The organism is Novosphingobium mississippiense (assembly GCF_044029535.1).
GTDB lineage: Bacteria > Pseudomonadota > Alphaproteobacteria > Sphingomonadales > Sphingomonadaceae > Novosphingobium.
Genome location: NZ_CP147001.1, coordinates 2416960 through 2434734 on the forward strand (window position 1 = coordinate 2416960; position 17775 = coordinate 2434734).

General features: G+C 66.8%; 10 protein-coding genes. 2 read left to right on the forward strand and 8 right to left on the reverse strand.

Annotation, left to right across the window (positions count from 1 at the left end):
• Positions 1-181: 181 nt before the first annotated feature.
• Genes WBP06_RS11480 through WBP06_RS11490 form a run of 3 tightly spaced genes read right to left on the reverse strand, consistent with a single transcriptional unit; the run spans position 182 to position 7024 of the window.
• Complete coding sequence (locus WBP06_RS11480) at positions 182-1063, reverse strand: transglutaminase domain-containing protein (protein ID WP_395327607.1); 882 nt, start codon at positions 1061-1063, stop codon at positions 182-184.
• Positions 1063-3642, reverse strand: a complete 2580-nt coding sequence (locus WBP06_RS11485) for a circularly permuted type 2 ATP-grasp protein (RefSeq protein WP_395327610.1) — start codon at positions 3640-3642, stop codon at positions 1063-1065. Before WBP06_RS11485 ends, WBP06_RS11480 begins: the two co-directional genes overlap by 1 nt.
• Before the next feature lie 4 nt (positions 3643-3646).
• Positions 3647-7024, reverse strand: coding sequence for a DUF2126 domain-containing protein (locus WBP06_RS11490; protein WP_395327612.1), 3378 nt, complete (start codon positions 7022-7024; stop codon positions 3647-3649).
• Positions 7025-7229: 205 nt separating this feature from the next.
• On the opposite strand from WBP06_RS11490, the gene WBP06_RS11495 reads away from it, so the two are divergent.
• Both WBP06_RS11495 and WBP06_RS11500 read left to right on the forward strand, forming a co-directional pair.
• On the forward strand, positions 7230-9398 hold the full coding sequence (locus WBP06_RS11495; protein ID WP_395327614.1) for an RNA degradosome polyphosphate kinase: 2169 nt from the start codon (positions 7230-7232) through the stop codon (positions 9396-9398).
• A 59-nt stretch (positions 9399-9457) separates the two neighbouring features.
• The gene (locus WBP06_RS11500; protein ID WP_395327617.1) at positions 9458-10939 is read left to right on the forward strand and encodes a Ppx/GppA family phosphatase; all 1482 of its coding nucleotides are present in this window, start codon (positions 9458-9460) and stop codon (positions 10937-10939) included.
• 43 nt (positions 10940-10982) lie between these two features.
• Here WBP06_RS11500 and virB11 read toward each other — a convergent pair whose 3' ends face one another.
• Genes virB11 through WBP06_RS11525 form a run of 5 tightly spaced genes read right to left on the reverse strand, consistent with a single transcriptional unit; the run spans position 10983 to position 17761 of the window.
• The gene (virB11, locus tag WBP06_RS11505; RefSeq protein WP_395327619.1) at positions 10983-12038 is read right to left on the reverse strand and encodes a P-type DNA transfer ATPase VirB11; all 1056 of its coding nucleotides are present in this window, start codon (positions 12036-12038) and stop codon (positions 10983-10985) included.
• Between the two features lie 4 nt (positions 12039-12042).
• Entirely contained in the window at positions 12043-13140 is a 1098-nt protein-coding gene (locus tag WBP06_RS11510) for a TrbI/VirB10 family protein (protein WP_395327622.1), read from the reverse strand.
• A 3-nt stretch (positions 13141-13143) separates the two neighbouring features.
• On the reverse strand, positions 13144-14004 hold the full coding sequence (locus WBP06_RS11515) for a TrbG/VirB9 family P-type conjugative transfer protein (RefSeq protein ID WP_395327625.1): 861 nt from the start codon (positions 14002-14004) through the stop codon (positions 13144-13146).
• Positions 14004-15311 (reverse strand): type IV secretion system protein, encoded by a 1308-nt coding sequence (locus tag WBP06_RS11520; protein WP_395327628.1) that lies wholly within the window; start codon positions 15309-15311, stop codon positions 14004-14006. Before WBP06_RS11520 ends, WBP06_RS11515 begins: the two co-directional genes overlap by 1 nt.
• A gap of 5 nt (positions 15312-15316) precedes the next feature.
• On the reverse strand, positions 15317-17761 hold the full coding sequence (locus WBP06_RS11525; RefSeq protein ID WP_395327631.1) for a VirB4 family type IV secretion/conjugal transfer ATPase: 2445 nt from the start codon (positions 17759-17761) through the stop codon (positions 15317-15319).
• Between the last annotated feature and the right edge of the window lie 14 nt (positions 17762-17775).

Consider the following 17775-nt stretch of genomic DNA (forward strand, 5'->3'; position numbering starts at 1 on the left):
TTTGAACCCGAATTTGCCGCAGATTTTCTCTGACGCTCCTGCTCAGACCACACACTTCCCAACACTCCCCGTCATCCCCGCGCAGGCGGGGATCCCGCTTCTACTGGCGAGCGTGGCAGAAAGGTAGCGGGGCCCCCGCCTGCGCGGGGGCGACGAAATTCTCTTCGGAACGCCCGCGCGCTCAATCCAGCGGGGCCACATCCACCGAGAAGAACATCGTCTGCTCCGACGAACCACGAAACGTTCCGTCCAGCGGCGCGACGTCCGAATAGTCGCGCCCCATACCGATGAAGATGTGGTCGGTATCGGCCAGCATGTCGTTGGTGGGATCGAAGCCGATCCACCCCAGATCGTCTCCGCACCACAGGTTCACCCAGGCATGCATGGCATCCGCACCTACCAGCCGCGCCTGCCCAGGCGGCGGCAGGGTGCGCAGATAGCCGCTGACATAGGCGGCCGGAATGCCGTGCGCACGCGCAGCGATGATCATGATGTGGCTGAAATCCTGACACACCCCATGCCGCGCACGAAATGCCTCGATCGGCGGCGTGTCGGCAACGGTCGCACCCGATTCATAGGCGAACTGCTCGTGAATCGCGCCCATCAGCCGCCGTCCCGCCTCCACCACCGGCATCGATTCGCTAAGGAATCCGCTGGCCCACATGGCAATGTCGCGCTCCGGCACGGCGATCGGCGAGGCAAAGCTGTAGGAGGCGGGCCCCAGCGCTGAAACGTCCGGCTTCTGCATCGCCCGCTCACGCAAGTCGGCAAGGCCGGGGCCGGTAGAGCCGGTGATGAAGAACGGCAGCGGCTCCTTCTCCACCGTGAACCGGCTTTCGATCTGGAGCTGGCTGATCGGCTCCCGCAACGAAAAGCGTGCCTCGTTGACGTAGTAGCCGCCTTCGCGTTCCGCCACTTCGGCAGGCTGCGGATCGACGCCGAGCGCATAGCCGGTCATCGACTGCCCCGGCCAGGCGGCCGGACGCAACCGCGCGTTGAACTGCGCCAGCCGCACGGGTTGGGCATATTCCAGCGTGGTGATGTGGCTGACCGCATAGCGCATCACAGCAGCGCCGTCCGGCGTTCGGCCTGTTCGGGATCGAACTGGAGGAAATAACGCGCCGACAGCGCGTTGGACAGGTCGTAGAGCTGTTGCTCGATCTCTTCGAGAACCGCGCTGGTCATGTCTCGCGCCGTTGCCGCCTGCAATTGCCCCAACAGCGCGCGGGCGGCGCGCATCGGCGGTTCGGGCAAGTTATCGTCCCGCCCGCTGGGCAGTGCGGAGAGGTGTTCGACGATTCCGGCGATCTGGAACACCAGCGCGCGCGGATTGTCCGGGTCCAACAGCAACAGATCGCGCACCGGGCCGGCCATCGGCCCGGTCAGGTAACGGGTGCGATAGATGATCTGGCTGTCGCACAAGTCCAGCAGCACGCCCAGCCCTCCGCCATCTATCCCTTTGGCATCTATCCCTTTGGTTTCCGTTCCTTCGGCATCCAGCCCCTCACCGGTCTGCGCGTCATCCAACCGGCGAACCATGCGGCAAATGCCCTGCGCGCGCTCTATCCGCTGGCCGATCTCCAGGAACCGCCACGCCGCCGAGCGCACCATGTTTTCGGAGATAAGCCCGGCCAGCGCGCTGAAATGCTCGGTGAGGCGCCGCACCGCGCCCAGCAGGGTGGCCGGTCGGTGCTGGTCCACCTGCGGCACGCCCTGGCTCACCAGTCGCCAGAAATCGCGGGCGAAGCGCTCGCGCAGGGCAAGGCCCACCGCCTGCCGCCGCCGCATCAGCGCGGTCACGCCGCCCGGCAAGCTGGCCTCCGCCAAAGCGGCAGCGCAGATCGCCTGCACATCCGGCGTTTCCTGCGGAGCCTCGACGCTGCCCGCCTCCACCAGCAGGTCCACCAGCGCGCCGACCACCCCGCCCTGCTCCGCCGGGCCGCCGTCGATCTCCACCGATCCGTCCAGCAGGGCCCGCAGCACACGCGTGACGATCTGCGCGCGCTCGTTATACCGGCCGAACCAGTAGAGATTGTCCGCCGCCTGACTGGCGAGGATGCCGCCCCCGCGCGAAATCGGCGGTTCCGGAATCGTGCGCGCGACCAGTTGTGCCGGGTTTGCCACTTCGTCCACCACCCAGACGTCGGCGGAAATCTCCCCCTCGCCCATCAGCGAGGTCGGCAACGCCTGACTGGCCGCCAGACGGGCGAAGCCGCCCTGCATGACCGTCCACACGCCATCGGCATCGCGTGCCACGAAGGCACGCACGGTAAACGGGCGCGGAACCACTTCGCCGTCGACGATCGCCGGAGCGGTGGAGAGGTGGACGATCTCCTGCCCGCAATAGTCCATCGGGCGGCGGCGCAGCGCATCCAGCAGCGCGGCGCGCTGGGGGCCGTCCAGTTCGGCACCGGCCACGGGTTCGCGCCGCTGCAACCCTTCCACCGCTTGCCCGAAGGCGGGCAAAACGGCCAGTTCACCCAGCCTTGCGGCCACCGTCGCGCTTTCCGCCGCCTGCCCGCACCACCAGGTGGCGATATTGGGCAGGATCGGGGCCTCCCCCAACAGAACCTGACACAATCGCGGCATAAAGGCGGCGAAGGCGGGGCTTTCCAGCACTTCTGTGCCCGGCCAGTTGATCATGCCCACACCGCCCCGCGCCCATGCTTCATAGAGATTGGCGACGCCCAGTTGGGATCGCGCATCGAAGGCCAGTGGGTCGAGCGAGGTGGTGTTGACCCAGCGCCAGATCGAATCGACCCGCTTCGGGCCGGCTATGGTGCCCACCCAAAGCCGGTCGTCCACCACCGAAAGATCGCGCCCTTCCACCAGCGGAAAGCCCAGATAGCGCGCCAGATGCGCCTGTTCTGCATAAGTCTGATTGAACCGGCCGGGAGTCAGCAAGGCGATGCGCGGAGCTTCCCGTCCGCAGGAAGCGATCATGCCTTCGCGCATGACCGAGAAGAAATCGACGATGCGCCGCACCTGCTGGTCGGCCAGAAGATGGCCGGCCAGCCGCGTCATCGCCAGGCGGTTTTCCAGCGCATAGCCGATGCCGGCGGCGATCCGCACGCGGTCCTGCAGCACCCGCCACTGCCCGCGCGGCCCACGGGCAAGATCTGCCGAATAGACCTGGATGAAATGAGGCGCCGCCTGTCCCGCGCCCAGCCGCCGCGCGGGATCGAGCATCTTGCGCGCGAAGAAGGGGCTGCCGGCGATAGCGGCGGCCGGCAGATAGCCCTCGCGCACCATCCGCTGCGGGCCGTAGATATCGGCCGCAAGGTGCTCGAACAGCTCGGCCCGCTGGATCAGGCCGCGCTCAACGGTCTCCCACTCGCCCGCGCCGATCACCACCGGCATGGCATTGAGCGGCCACGCACGTTCCTCCTCCTCTCCCGTCACGCGGAAGGTCAGGCCAAGGTCGGCGGCATTGCGCGTGGCGGTTTCCTGAAGGGCTAGCGGGTCGCCTTCCGACAAGGCAGCAAGACCCGAGGCGACCGCCTTCCAGCGCGCCGCAACCGGCTCTGCCGCGTCGCCGAACAGGTCTCCGCCGGATACCGCGACCGGATAGGCATCAAGCCACCCGCCCAAGGTTTCCGAGGGGGCGGTTTCGGTCAGTCCAGGGGGCGGAGCGGCTGCCATGGCATCAGCTTGTGCGGGTCGGGCGGCGCAAGTCCAGCGAATAAGGGAATTCGCCCGGCACTTCCTCCGGCGGGCTCTGCATCGGGCCCGGCGAATGGCCGTGAGGCTGGAACCGCGCCTTGCGCCGCGCTTCGGCCTCATAGCCGTTGATCGGCACATCGTCGTAATGGCGCCCGCCCGGATGCGCCACGTGATAGACGCAGCCACCCAGCGATCGGCCGTTCCACAAGTCGAGGATGTCAAAAGTGAGCGGCGCATTGGGTGGCAGCATCGGATGCAGGCACTCGGCCGGCGCCCACGCCTTGTAGCGCACCCCGCCGACGCCTTCGGCCGGGCCGGTCATCGTCAGCGGCACACGGCGGCCGTTGCACGAGATGACATGGCGGCCGGAAACGAGGCCGCTGGCCCTGACCTGCAGGCGCTCGGTCGAACTGTCGACATAGCGCACGGTGCCGCCGATCGCGCCGGTTTCGCCCAGCACGTTCCACGGCTCCAGCGCGTGGCTGATCTCCAGCGTCACGCCGCCGCCCTCGACTTCGCCATGAACGGGGAAGCGGAACATGCGCTGCGCCTCGAACCAGGCGGGATCGAAGTGGTATCCCGCGCGACCGAGATCGCTGAGCACGTCGAGGAAATCGGCCCAGACGAAGTGGCCGAGCATGAACCTGTCGTGCAGTTGCGTGCCCCAGCGCACCAGCGAACCGCTTTGCGGTTCCTTCCAAAACCACGCCGTGAGCGCGCGCAGCAGCAATTGCTGGGCAAGGCTCATCTTCGCGTCCGGCGGCATCTCGAAGCCCCGGAATTCTACCAGGCCAAGCCGGCCGGTCGGGCCATCCGGGCTGAACAGCTTGTCGATGCAGATTTCGGTGCGGTGGGTGTTGCCCGTCACATCCACCAGCAGGTTGCGGAACAGCCGGTCCACCACCCAGGGCGCGGGCTGGTCATGCTCCGGACCCGGAACTTGCGAGAGCGCAATCTCCAGCTCGTAAAGCGCGTCGTGCCGCGCCTCGTCGATGCGCGGCGCCTGGCTGGTCGGGCCGATGAACAGACCGGAGAACAGGTAGCTGAGCGAGGGGTGCCGCTGCCAGTAGGTGACGAAGCTCTTCAGCAGGTCCGCCCGGCGGATGAACGGGCTTTCCAGCAGGCTGGGCCCGCCCAGCACGATGTGATTGCCGCCGCCGGTGCCGATCGAGCGGCCATCGACCATGAACTTGTCGGCCGTCAGCCCGATCTCGCGCGCGGCGTCATAGAGCGTTTCAGTGATCTCCACCGTCTCTCGCCAGGAGGCGGAGGGATGGATGTTCACTTCGATCACGCCGGGATCGGGAGTGACCTTCAGCACTTGCAGGCGCGGATCGGGCGGGGGCGGATAACCTTCGATCCGCACAGGCACGCGCTGCTTTTCCGCCACCGCCTCGATCGCGGATACGAGTTCGAGATAGTCCTCCAGCCGCTCGGTCGGCGGGATGAACACGGCAAGGTAATCGCCGCGCGGCTCCACGGTGATCGCGGTACGCACCGCGCCTTCGATCAGGTGCTGCTCCACCCTCTCGCCCGCCGATCCGGTTTGAGGCTGGGCCACGCGTTCCACGCGCTGCGCTTCGTTCCCCGCCGCGATCCGCGTCTCGGCCGCCGGCGCAGGCGCCTGTTCGCGATAATCGGCCAGCGGTTCGCGCGGTTCGGCGGTGTCGCGCGGGTGGATATAGGGATAGGCCGATGGCGGCACGTAAGGCAGCGAGCCCAGCGGCAATCGATAACCCAGCGCGGAATCGCCGGAAACGGCCGTAAGAATCCCGCGCCGCACCTGCCAGACCTCACTCTTCCAGCGCAGCACCGGTTGAACGGACGCGTTCCAGCGCTGCACCGGCAGCACGAACCCGGTCGCCTTCTCCAGCCCGCGCCGATAGGTGCGGCGGAAACGGCGGGCCAGTTCCTCGTCGTCGAGGTGCGATTCCTCAGGCGTCGTGTTGACGGGAAGCTGCGCCTCCCGAAACGCCCACCAGTCCTTGTCTTCGAACACCGGCTGCACGAAGTCATCGCCCAGCCCCAGCATGACCGCCGCATCGCGCAGCAGATGCTCGGCGGCAGCGGGATCGACGCTGGGCACCGGATCGGGGTCGCCACCCTTTTCCAGCGGCTTCTCGCCTGCGATCAGGCTGTCGTCACGCCAGATCGGCACGCCGTCCTTGCGCCAGTAGATCGAATAGCCCCAGCGCGGCAGCGTCTCGCCCGGATACCATTTGCCCTGCCCGTGGTGCAGCAGCGACCCCGGTGCGAATTTCTGCCGCAGCAGGCGGATCAGCTTGTCCGCATAGGCCGCCTTGGTGGGCCCCACCGCCGCGCCGTTCCATTCGGCCGCCTCGAAATCGCCATCGGCGATGAAGGTCGGCTCGCCCCCCATGGTGAGGTTGGCGCCCGCCGCGTCGAGATCGGCGTCGACCCGATCCCCCAGATCGAGCAGTGCCTGCCAGCGATCCTCGGTAAACGGCTTGGTGATCCGCACCGCCTCGGCGATGCGGGATACGTCCATCTTGAAATCGAAATCGACTTCGGCCGGCTCCGCCATCCCCTCGATCGGGGTGGCGGATCGATAGTGCGGTGCAGCACAAAGCGGAATGTGCCCCTCCCCCGCGAACATGCCCGATGTCGCATCCAGTGCGATCCAGCCGGCACCGGGCACGTAGGCCTCGGCCCAGGCGTGCAGGTCCGTCACATCCTCCAGCACGCCCTTGGGGCCTTCCTTGGGCGTAACGTCGGCAACGAGCTGGATCGAATATCCGGAAACGAACCGCGCCGCGAAGCCCAGCCGGCGCAGCAGTTGCACCAGCAGCCAGGCCGAATCGCGGCACGATCCGATGCCCGCCGCCAGCGTCTCTTCCGGGGTCATCACCCCGGTTTCCATGCGGATTACATAGCCGATGCGCTGCTGCAGCCGGCTGTTGATATCGACCAGGAAATCGACCGTACGCCCTGCATATCCGGCATGTTCGGCCACCAGCGCATCGAACAGCGGGCCCTGGTCCTCCAACTCGAAATAGGCGGCCAGATCGGCCTTCATCGCGTCCGAATAGGCGAAGGGATAGTGCTCCGCCTCCGGCTCCACGAAGAAGTCGAACGGGTTGATCACCGCCAGTTCGGCCAGCAGATCCACCTCGATCGCGAAGTGATCGACCGGATCGGGAAACACCACCCGCGCCTGCCAGTTGCCGTGCGGATCCTGCTGCCAGTTCAGGAAATGCTCCGGCGGGCTGATCTTCAGCGAATAGTTGGGCACCGCCGTGCGGCTATGCGGCGCGGGGCGCAGCCTTATGACTTGTGGACCAAGACGCACCCGCCGAGAGTAGCGGTAGCGGGTGAGATGGTGGAGGGCCGCCTTGATCATCGGCCATGAGTGTGCGTCAAACTATGCTGCACTGCAATGATCTTCCATTGGTGCGGCGCGCAGAACTTGTTAGATTGCGTGAAGGGCCTTCAATTGCGGCATCAGGCACGATTGCAGCATTAGGTTCATCGTGGCATGCAAGGGGGTCCAAAGCGGGCGTTCATGCACGGACGGCCCGCCACTCGCTCGGATGAAGACGAAGGACATGCTGGACATTAACGAAGCGCAAGCCGCCGGAGAGAGCAGCCCGGTGACGGAAGTCGCCACGCTGCCAGCCCGCTATTTCAACCGCGAGCAGAGCTGGCTGGCCTTCAACGAGCGCGTCCTCGCCGAAGCGACCAACCCCAATTACCCGTTGCTGGAACGGCTGCGGTTCCTGTCAATCTCCGGCAGCAACATCGACGAGTTCCTGATGGTTCGCGTCGCCGGCCTGGCCGGGCAGGTGCGCCGCCAGATCGAGGAAATCTCGATCGACGGTCTCACCCCGTCGCAGGCACTGGCCACCACGCACGAAAAGGTGCTGGAACTGGAAGCGATCCAGCAGGAAACCTGGGCGGACCTGAAAGTCCGTCTGGCCGACGAAGGCGTGCGCGTGGTGGGCGAAGAGCCTCTCGATGCGGAGCGTCAGGCCTGGCTGCGCAGCTATTTCCTCGAACACGTGATGCCGGTGATCACCCCGCAGGCGATCGATCCGGCGCACCCGTTCCCCTTCGTGGCCAATCAGGGCATCGGCATCCTGTTCTCGCTGACCCGCGTGGCAGACGACGCCCCGGTCATGGAAATGGTGCTGATCCCGTCGCCCCTGCCGCGTTTCGTGCGCATTCCGGGGGAGGACGGCAACTGGATCTCGATCGAGGATCTGATCTGCCGCAATGTGGACGAGCTGTTTCCCGGCTTCGTGCTGCACGGCCACGGCGTGTTCCGCATCCTGCGCGACAGCGACATCGAGATCGAAGAAGATGCCGAGGATCTGGTGCGCTATTACCGCACCGCGATCCAGCGCCGCCGCCGCGGGCTGGTGATCGTGCTCCAGCTTCAGGGAGCCTTCGATCCTTCCGCCGAGGAATTGCTGCGCAACCAGCTGGGCCTGGACAAGGCGCTGATCATGAAGACCGACGGGCTGATCGGCTTTTCCGGCCTTTCCGCGATCTGCGACGAGGATCGGCCCGAACTGAAGTTCGAACCCTATTCCCCCCGCTATCCCGAGCGCATTCTGGAGCATGACGGCGATATCTTCGCGGCAATCCGCGAAAAGGACATCGTCATCCAGCACCCCTATGAAAGCTTCGAGGTGGTGATCGATTTCCTGCGCCAAGCGGCGCGCGATCCGGACGTGATCGCGATCAAGCAGACGCTCTATCGCGCGGGCAAGCAGTCCGCGATCATCTCCGCCCTCATCGGTGCAGCCGAACAGGGCAAGTCGGTAACGGCGGTGGTCGAACTGAAGGCCCGCTTCGATGAGGAGCAGAACCTGCTCTGGGCCAGCCAGCTGGAACGCGCGGGCGTGCAGGTGATCTACGGCTTCGTGGACTGGAAGACCCACGCCAAGACATCGATGATCGTCCGGCGTGAGTGCGAGGGTTACCGCACCTACTGCCACTTCGGCACAGGCAACTATCACCCGATCACCGCGCGCATCTATACCGACCTGTCGTACTTCACCGCCGATCCGGCGATGGGCCGCGACGTCGGGCGCCTGTTCAACTTCATCACCGGCTATGTGGAGCCCAAGGGCACCGAGTGCCTGTCGATCTCGCCCATCTCGCTGCGCTCCACGCTCTATGCGAATATCGAGGGCGAGATCGCCAATGCCCGCGCCGGAAAGCCCGCGCAGATCTGGGCGAAGATGAATTCGCTGACCGACCCGGACCTGATCGACAAGCTCTATGCCGCCAGCGAGGCGGGCGTGGACATCGAACTGGTCGTACGCGGCATCTGCTGCCTGCGCCCCGGCATCACCGGCCTTTCAGAGAACATCACCGTGAAGTCGGTGATCGGCCGCTTCCTGGAGCATTGCCGCATCTGGGCTTTCGCCAACGGCGCCGAACTGCCCAACCGCAAGGCCAAGGTCTACATCACCTCTGCCGACGCGATGAGCCGCAATCTGGACCGCCGGGTGGAGGTCCTGATCCCGATCACCAACAAGACCGTGCACGATCAGGTGCTGGATCAGGTGATGCTGGCCAACCTGCTGGATACCGAACAGTCTTGGGTACTGCATCCAGACGGCAGCTACGATCGGGTGGGCGAAGTGGACAACCCCTTCAATATCCACCGCTATTTCATGACCAACCCGTCGCTTTCCGGGCGCGGTGCATCGCTTGCCAGTGGACGGAAGGTGCCAAAGCTCTCGCTAAGACGCGGCAACATCTGACATAAGGGGGCATCCCGCCCGAGTCTCGGGCAAAGAGGCATAACGACCAAAGACCCCCTATGATCGGCATCAGCCTCAAGAGTGAAAAGCGCGCGATCATCGACATCGGTTCGAACACCGTGCGTCTGGTGATCTACAACGGGCCGCCCCGTGCGCCCGTTGTCGTGCTCAACGAAAAAGTCAGCGCGCGCCTGGGGCGTGATCTCGGCAAGACCGGGGCGATCGCCGAAAAGGCGATGCGCAGCGCGCTCGTCACGCTGGCGCGCTTTGCCGGGCTGCTGCGGCTGTTCGAGGTGAAGAACGTCGAATGCGTGGCTACCGCCGCCGCGCGCGATGCCAGCAACGGGCCGGAGTTCCTCGACGCCGTTCGCGCGCTGGGCCTTCACCCCCGCCTGCTGACCGGCGAAGAAGAGGCCCGCGCCAGCGCCACCGGCGTGATCGCGGCGTTCCCCGGCGCGCGCGGCGTCGCGGCCGACCTCGGTGGTGGCAGCCTTGAACTGGTCGAGATCGCCGATGGCGAAAGCTGGCACGGCATCACCCTGCCCTTCGGCACCCTGCGCCTGCCCGACTTGCGCGCCGAGGGCGTGACCGAATTTTCCGAAACCGTGCGCGACGGCCTGACGCATGCGGGGTGGGAACAGGGCCGTGGCCTGCCGCTCTACATCGTCGGCGGTTCGTGGCGTGCCTTGGCGCTTCAGGCGATGCGCGTGCTCGACTGGCCGGTGGACGATCCGCACGGCTTCGAACTGCCTGCCTCCGAAGCGCTGCACCTCGCGCGCGACTTTGCCAAAGGCAAGCTGGGCGAGATCGACCCGCGCATCTCCGGCTCCCGCCTCGCCTCCCTGCCCGATGCGGCGGCGCTGATGGTGGAGGTGATCACCCGCATCAAGCCGTCCAAGCTGGTGTTCTCTTCCTGGGGCTTGCGCGAAGGCCTGCTGCACGCCCAGCTCGACGTCGAGGTGCAGGCGGAAGACCCGATGCTCGCCAGCGTCGCCGGATTCTCCGCCAGCGCGCGGGTCACGGCCGACGACGCCGTAGAACTGGCCAAGTGGACCACGCCGGTCTGCCGCGAGGAACCGCAGGACCGGCAGTTGCGCCAGGCTTCCGGCCTACTCGCCCTTGCCGCCATGCGCACGGAACCGAACCTGCGGACCGAGGAAGCGATGACCTGGGCGCTGCGCAAGCGCTGGATCGGCCTGGACATGCATGGCCGCGCGATGATGGCGATGACCGTCTTCGCCAATTCCGGCCAGACTGCCGTGCCCGATGCCTTCGCCCGCCTCGCTTCCAAGGAAGACCTGGACCGCGCGATCGGTTGGGGTCTTGCCGTGCGCCTGTGCCGTCGCCTGACCGGCTGTTCCGAAAGCGGCCTGTCGCAGACCTCGATCCGGATCGAGAACGGCACGCTGATGCTGACCCTGTCCGAAGCGATGCGCCCGCTCTACAGCCCCGGCGTCGCCAAGGACCACAAGGCGCTGGCCGATTGGCTGGGATTGGAATGCCAGGTGCGCGATCCGGCCGGACTGGCGATCGTCGATTAAGCAATGCCACTCCTCCCCCTTAAGAAGGGGGAGGAGCTTTGCGTCAGCCTACCAGCGTTGCACTCTCGGCGATCTGGCTGATGCCGCGCTTGCCGTCGCGACGGTCGAGCTGGACGACAATGTCGATCACCGAAGCCGCATATTCCAGCGTTTCCGAACGTGTAAGCCCCAGCCCCGTCTGCATCGACATCAGCGCGATCTGCTCCAGCGCGCCGCGCGGGGTGTTGGCGTGGACGGTCGAGAACGATCCTGGGTGCCCGGTATTGATTGCACGCAGGAACGAAACCGTCTCGCTGCCGCGCAATTCGCCCAGAACGATACGATCCGGACGCAGACGCAGCGCTGCCTGAAGCAGGTCGTTGGCGGAAACCTTGGCCTCGCCCAGTTCGCCCTTCACCGCGATCAGGCCGACGCCGTTGGCCCCCGGCAAGTGCAGTTCGGCGGTGTCTTCCACCAGCACGACGCGCTCATGCTCGGGAATCTCGCTGAGCATGGCGTTGAGGAAGGTGGTCTTGCCGGTCGAGGTGCCGCCCGAAATCAGGATCGTGCGGCGGCGACGGATCGCATCGCGCAGGAAGGCGATCGGTTCCGCCATGGGATCGGGCGTCGGCTCTTCCACCGGTGGCGAGATCGGCCCTCGGTCATAGGCATCCAGCGGCAGTTCGAGCAGGCGGTGCCGGCGGATCGCCATCGCCCAGTCCGAACGCGTGGCCGGCGGGCCGACGAGCTGGATGCGTGCGCCGCCACCGTGTCCGCCGCCATAGCCGGACAGCGTGGCCGAAAGTATCGGATGTTCGCGGTTGATACCCTGATGGCTGATCCGCGCCACCTGCTCGGCCAGTCGCTGCAACAGGCGATTGTCCAGCGCCGGCAGCAACACGCGCTGCATGCCCGATAGCGCGGCATCCTCGATCCACACCTCGCCCGGCCGATTGACCAGAATTTCGGTCACCGTCTCGCGATCCAGCCACGGGCGCAGCGGCGCGAGATAGGCGTCGAGATAGACGCTGCGCGAAGGCGTGCCCTGCGGCGGGCCTTCGGACGACGCGCCCTGGGTCACGGCAGGGCCCGTTCCCTGCAAGGAAAGAACATCCGCCATCGTCTCACTGCGCCTGGCTGAAATCGAGGTCCTTGGCGGTGAACACGCGGATCGGCTCGCCCTGCCGCACGCGGATCGTCGGACCGACGCTGCCGCTCTGCTGGATCGCCGCTGCCGCTGCCGACTGGCCGCCGCCGACCACGACGTTCGCCCCGCTCGACGCGATGGTCGAAAGACCGCCGACCACCGAAAGCAGCATGGCCGATCCGAAGCGTTCGAAGAAATGCGTGTTGACCTTGCCCGGCAGACCCGTCTCGCCGCCGAAGGCGATGGCGGGCGAGCCGAGGTTCACCGATACGCCATCCGGGCGGATCAGCCGGCTCCAGATCACATAGGCGCGCTTCTGCCCGGCGGTCAGGCCGCTCTTGTACTGGCCGATCAGGCGCGAGGAACGCGGGATCAGCACGCGCTTGCCGTCGAAGCTGCGCACGTCGGTGGAAACGATGGCGCGCACGTAGCCGGGCACGTCGGTATCGATCGCGGTTTCCAACACGGCCGGAATCAGGGTGCCCTGCGTGACCGTGGTGGCCGGATCGAAATTGCGCGTGGCCGACGCCGTGGAGCCGGTGCCACCGATCCGGGCCGCGAAATCGTCGTTGCCATTGCCGTTCGACTTGCCCTCGCCCGCCGGGCCCGCCAGCGGAGCCGGTCCGGCAGCGCCGCCGACATCGAAGACCACGGTGGGGCTGGCATAGGGATTGGCCGCAGGCGCCGCTGCCGTGCCGGGGGCGGCCGCCAGAACCGGCGCCGGTGCGGGCGCGGGAAGCGGCGCGGGGCTCGCTTCGGGCTGCGGGGCCGGCTGCGGCACGGTGATCGCGGCATCCGGAACCGCCGGCGGGGCGACGGCCGGCTGCGACGCGGGCTGGATGCCGGCGACCGGCTCCTTGCGCGACGTATTCATCGTCCACAGCGTCAGCCCGCCCAGCGCCATCACGAAGACGATGCCGGCGGCAAGGCCCAGCCCATCCGCCTTCTTGCGCTGGGTAACCTGCGGCAGGACATTGCGGGTGGTCAGGTCGATAACCTCAGCGCCCTGCCCGTCGCGCGGGTCGGTGGCGGCTGCAGGTGCGATCCGTTCACGCAGCGATGAATTGGGCGCCATGCGTCAGTTCCCCTGTGAAGTGGCAGCGGCGGGAGCGGTGCCCACCGTGTTGGCCGCAACAGCAGCCGGCTGCGCCTTGGCAGCCGCTGGTGGCGTCGCGGCGGCTGCGCTGGCCGAGCGGTTGTTCTCCAGCGTGGCGCTGGCCTTGCCCGAACGCAGGATGATCAGCCGGGGCACTTCGGCCACGACGATCGTCTGGCCGCGCACGGCATAGTTCACCGGGCCTTCCTCTCCCTTCTCGTTCTGGACGAGGATGGCGGGCACGGCCGTATTTTCGGGCCACAGCAAGTATGTCGACAGGCCATCGTCATAGACGCGCGCGGGCAGCAGCTTGGGGGCGCCCGCCGTCTTCCACGAAAAGTTCAGCGCTGCCGCGTCGGACGGCATGGCCAGCGGATCGCCCTCTGCAATCGCCCGCTCCGACGCGTCCAGCGAAGCCAGCGCCGGCCCTGCGGGAACTGCATTCGGCGCCGTTACCGGCTCATCCTTGTAAGTGAAGCGCAGCATGTAGAGCGGCCGCGCCTTGGACGAGGCGACCAGATCGAAGAAATAGGTGTGGCGGTTGGTGACCACCGTCATGTTGGTGCGCGCGGACGGTTCCAACGGCTTCACGAACAGCAGGTCCGCCCGCTTGTTCGGGGTGATCTGCCAGGTCTGGGAATCGCCCACCGCCACATTTTCGATCGACTCGCCCTTGCCGAAGGCGATCGTCGCCTGCACGCCGGCATGGCCGTCGATCCGCACGACCTCATTCTCGGAAAAGGCGTGGCTGACAAGGCGCTCATCCGCCTGCGCGGGAGCGGCAAGCGCCACCAGCACCGGGGTAACGGTCGCTGCCAGGGCATGAACCTTGCGGCGGATCATCACGAATTCTCCTTCGCCGGCCGTGCGCCGGTATGTCCGGACGCAGAGCGCCCGCTATCGTTGGAAGCACTGCGGAAACGGCTGCCGATGCCGCGCGCGCGCGATGCCGCGCTCTGCCCGATCGGCTCCAGACCACCGCCCGAAACCTGGGTCACCACGGTACGACGCTCAGTGGAATGGTTTGCCGAAGCGCCGTCGCCCGAGGGCGCGGCCGCCATGGCCGCTGCACTGGCAACCGAAACCGCCGGCGCGCGCGAGGCGGCCTGTGTCGGCACGAACGGCTGCACCTGCACCGAAGCCGGTGGCGGCGAGGCAGCTTGCGAGGCACCGTCGCCCCGGCCTTGCGCACGATCCGTATCGGCCAGTCCGAAGATCCGCCAACCCGACACCAGCGTACCGGCAACCTTCAGCACCATGGCCATCAGCGCCAGATGCACGGCGGCAACCACGAACAGCGCCATCGCCGCGCGCCCGTCGATCTCGCCCATCTGCGCGCCCTGCACCAGCGAAGAGACGATCGGCACCAGCAGTTCCAGCGTGATCCCGCCGCCCAGCACGACGAACAGCGGGGTGATCGCGGTCAAAACCACGCCGCGCAGCCAGCCCGCTGTCAGGCCGCGCGTGCCGCCGAACAGGCCCAGAACCACGAAGATCGGCCCCAGCGCCACCAGCACGCCCAGCGCGATCCGCGCAGTGAGCAGCACGCCCACCGTGCCGAGCAGCAGCATCAGCGCGCCCATCCACATGACGCTATCGGGAGAAAACAGCCCCTTGCCGCCCGCCGCGGCGGCGGCCTTGATTCCCGTTCCCGCAGCAGCGCCGGCCTGCGCGGCCCCGTCGGCTGCACCCTGTGCGGCGTCAGCGGCCTGTCCGCTGGCCGCCTGCGATGCCTCCGCAATGGCGTTGAAGACGATATCGATGCGGTCGCCGAAGATCTGCGTGGCCGATCCCTTCGCACCCATCAGCACGCCGGCGATCCAGTCCGGCCCACCGATCGCAAGGTTCCAGACCACGCTCTGGTAGGCGATCCAGCTGGTCGCGAACGTGAGCACGAAGCCGATCGTCAGCATCCGCGGCGTCAGCGCCGAGACACTGAGGCTCGACCGGCCCGACAGCAGCGAGAAGCCCAGAAAAGCGATGTAGAGCGTCAGGACAAGGATCAGCACCGGGGCCATCGCCCCGTTGGCGCCGAACAGCCGGCCGAATGCCGCCGCTGCCATCTCGTTCGACACGCAGTCGACCGCACGCAGCGCCGGTGCGACGCCCGAGGAGGCCAGTTCGGTAAGCTGTTCGCAGGCCGCGCTCATCCGCCCTACTCCGCCGCCTGGCCCCAGGCGGCATCCTCGTCATGCTCGCCGTCGTCGAATTCTCCGGGCCACTGGAAGCCGGTCAACACCGGATACCAGGCCGAAGGTTCGTCACCATAGCGTTCGCGCAACTGATCGAGCTTGCGCACGGTGCTTTCGCGGCCCGACAGCACGGTCAGCACTTCCGGCATTCCCGAAAGGTCCAGCCGCACCACCACCGAAGCGTCGGACTGGCGGATCAGGAAGCAGCGCGAATGCGCCGGCAGCGTCTTGATCACGTCCAGCTCATGCTGCGACAGGCCGAAACCCTCGCAATAATCCTCATAACGCGCGCGGGCGTTGGGCATGAACACCATCGTCGCGGTCTGTTCGACGAGCGCGGTGGCAATCTTGCTGTCCAGCGCATCGCGTGCCGACTGCGTGGCAAAACCGACCAGCGCGTTGCGCTTGCGCAGCGTCTTCAGCCAGTCGCGAATGCGTGCGGCGAAGACTTCGTCGTCCAGCGCCTTCCAGCCCTCGTCGATCAGGATCATCGTCGGCTCACCATCCAACCGCTCGTCGATGCGGTGGAACAGGTACATCATGACCGGCGTGCGCAGACGCGGGCTTTCCAGCAGCGCGGTCATGTCAAAGCCCAGCACGCGGGCCGAAAGGTCCAGCCGATCGTGCTGATTGTCGAACAGCCAGCCATGCTCGCCGCCCTGAATCCACGCGTCGAGGCGCGAAGCGAGGTCGCCCGGCTCCGGACGGCGCGCGCCCGCCAGCAGTTCGCGGAAGTGCGAGAGGCGGCGCAGCGAGGGATCGTTATGATAGGCCGCGTCCACCGCGCCAGCCAATGTCGCCAGTTCCTCCGGCCCCTTGGCTTCGAGCAAAACGCCCAGCCAGTCGCGCAGGAACGCGCGGTTGGCAGCGGTATCGGGCAGCGAGAGCGGGTTGAACCCGGTCGGGTGCCCGGCGGCGACGCGGCTGTACATGCCGCCGATGCCGCGCAGGAACACTTCGGCGCCGCGATCCTTGTCGAACAGCACGGTGCGCGGGCTGAATTTCTGCGCCTGCGCGGCCAGGAAGTTCATGACCACCGTCTTGCCGGAACCCGACGGACCGATGACGGTGAAATTACCAAGATCGCCCTGGTGGAAATTGAAGAAGAACGGCGTCGAGCTGGTGGTCGCCAGCAGCGTGACCGCGTCGCCCCAATGATTGCCGCCCGCCTGCCCCATCGCGAAGCCGTGAAGCGAGCCGAAGCAGGCCATGTTGGCGCTGGAAATCAGCGCGCGGCGGACGATGTAGGCCTCGTTCCCGGGGAACTGGCCCCAGAAACCCGGCTCCATGTTCACATCCTCACGCACGGCGACGGCACCGGCATCGGCCAGCGCAGCGGCGCAGGAGGCCGTCACCTCGTCCAGCCCTTCCAGCGATGGCGCACGAACGAGAACGGAGAGGTGATGATCGCCGAAACCGACCGCGCCGGTGCCCAGGGCATCGCGCGCAGCGCTCATTTCGCGGCGCTCGGCCATCGCTTCTTCATCGGCAGAGCGCAGGCGGCGGATGGCAAGGTCGATACGCTCACGGGCGATCTGGCGATCACACGGGGCATAAGTCTCGGTCAGGACCAGTTCGGTCGGCAGGCGCAGCAGCGCATCGGTCAGGCCGGGCGAGGTCGAATCTGGATAGTCCTTCAGGCTCACCAGCGAGGCGAAGCTGGATCCCTCGGCGCCGCGCAGTTCCAGCGCGTCCATGCCGAAGCTCACGCGGCGATAGGGCAGCATGTGGCCCAGGTCGGTGCCCTCCACCGGGCGGCGCACCGGGCGCATCTCGCCATTGTAGAGCGCCGAGATCAGTTCCAGCACTTCGGAACAGTTTCCCGCCCCACCCTCGTAATCGCCAAGGATGCGCGCGCCGTAGGAACCGAGCGAGGCGACCATCGCCGTCGCCGCAGAGCGCAGGGCGCGTACGTCGGCCACGTCCGCTTCGGCAGGCGCCTTGCCCCCAGTTGCCATACCCTTCTTCATGAAGCGGGAGAGGCGGTCGGCCCAGCCGGCCTTGCCGCGCGCGGGGCGGCGGACCAGGGTGATGAACTGGTCGTTGACGAACAGCGCGCCCGATCCGGTGCGCGCCTTCCAGCGGGCATCGATATGCGCGGCCAGCGGATCGTCGAACTGCCCGTCCATCGCGATCTCGACACGGCGGCGGATCACATGATGGTAGAGCACGAAGCGCGCATCGAGAGACGAGCGCAGCAGCACTTCGCGCGTGGCGACGTGGGCGTTCAGTTCTTCGCTATCGGCGGTCTCGAACGCAAGGCCGGGCACCACCAGCGACAGCATGACCGAACCGTCGCGCAGCAGCACGACGTTCTCGTCGACGAAGGACTGGTAGGGCAGCCGGTCGCCGACCAGCGTTTCCTTGCCTCCCCAACCCTTCAGCACCGATTTCCTGTTCGCCGACATCGTACCCATTCCCC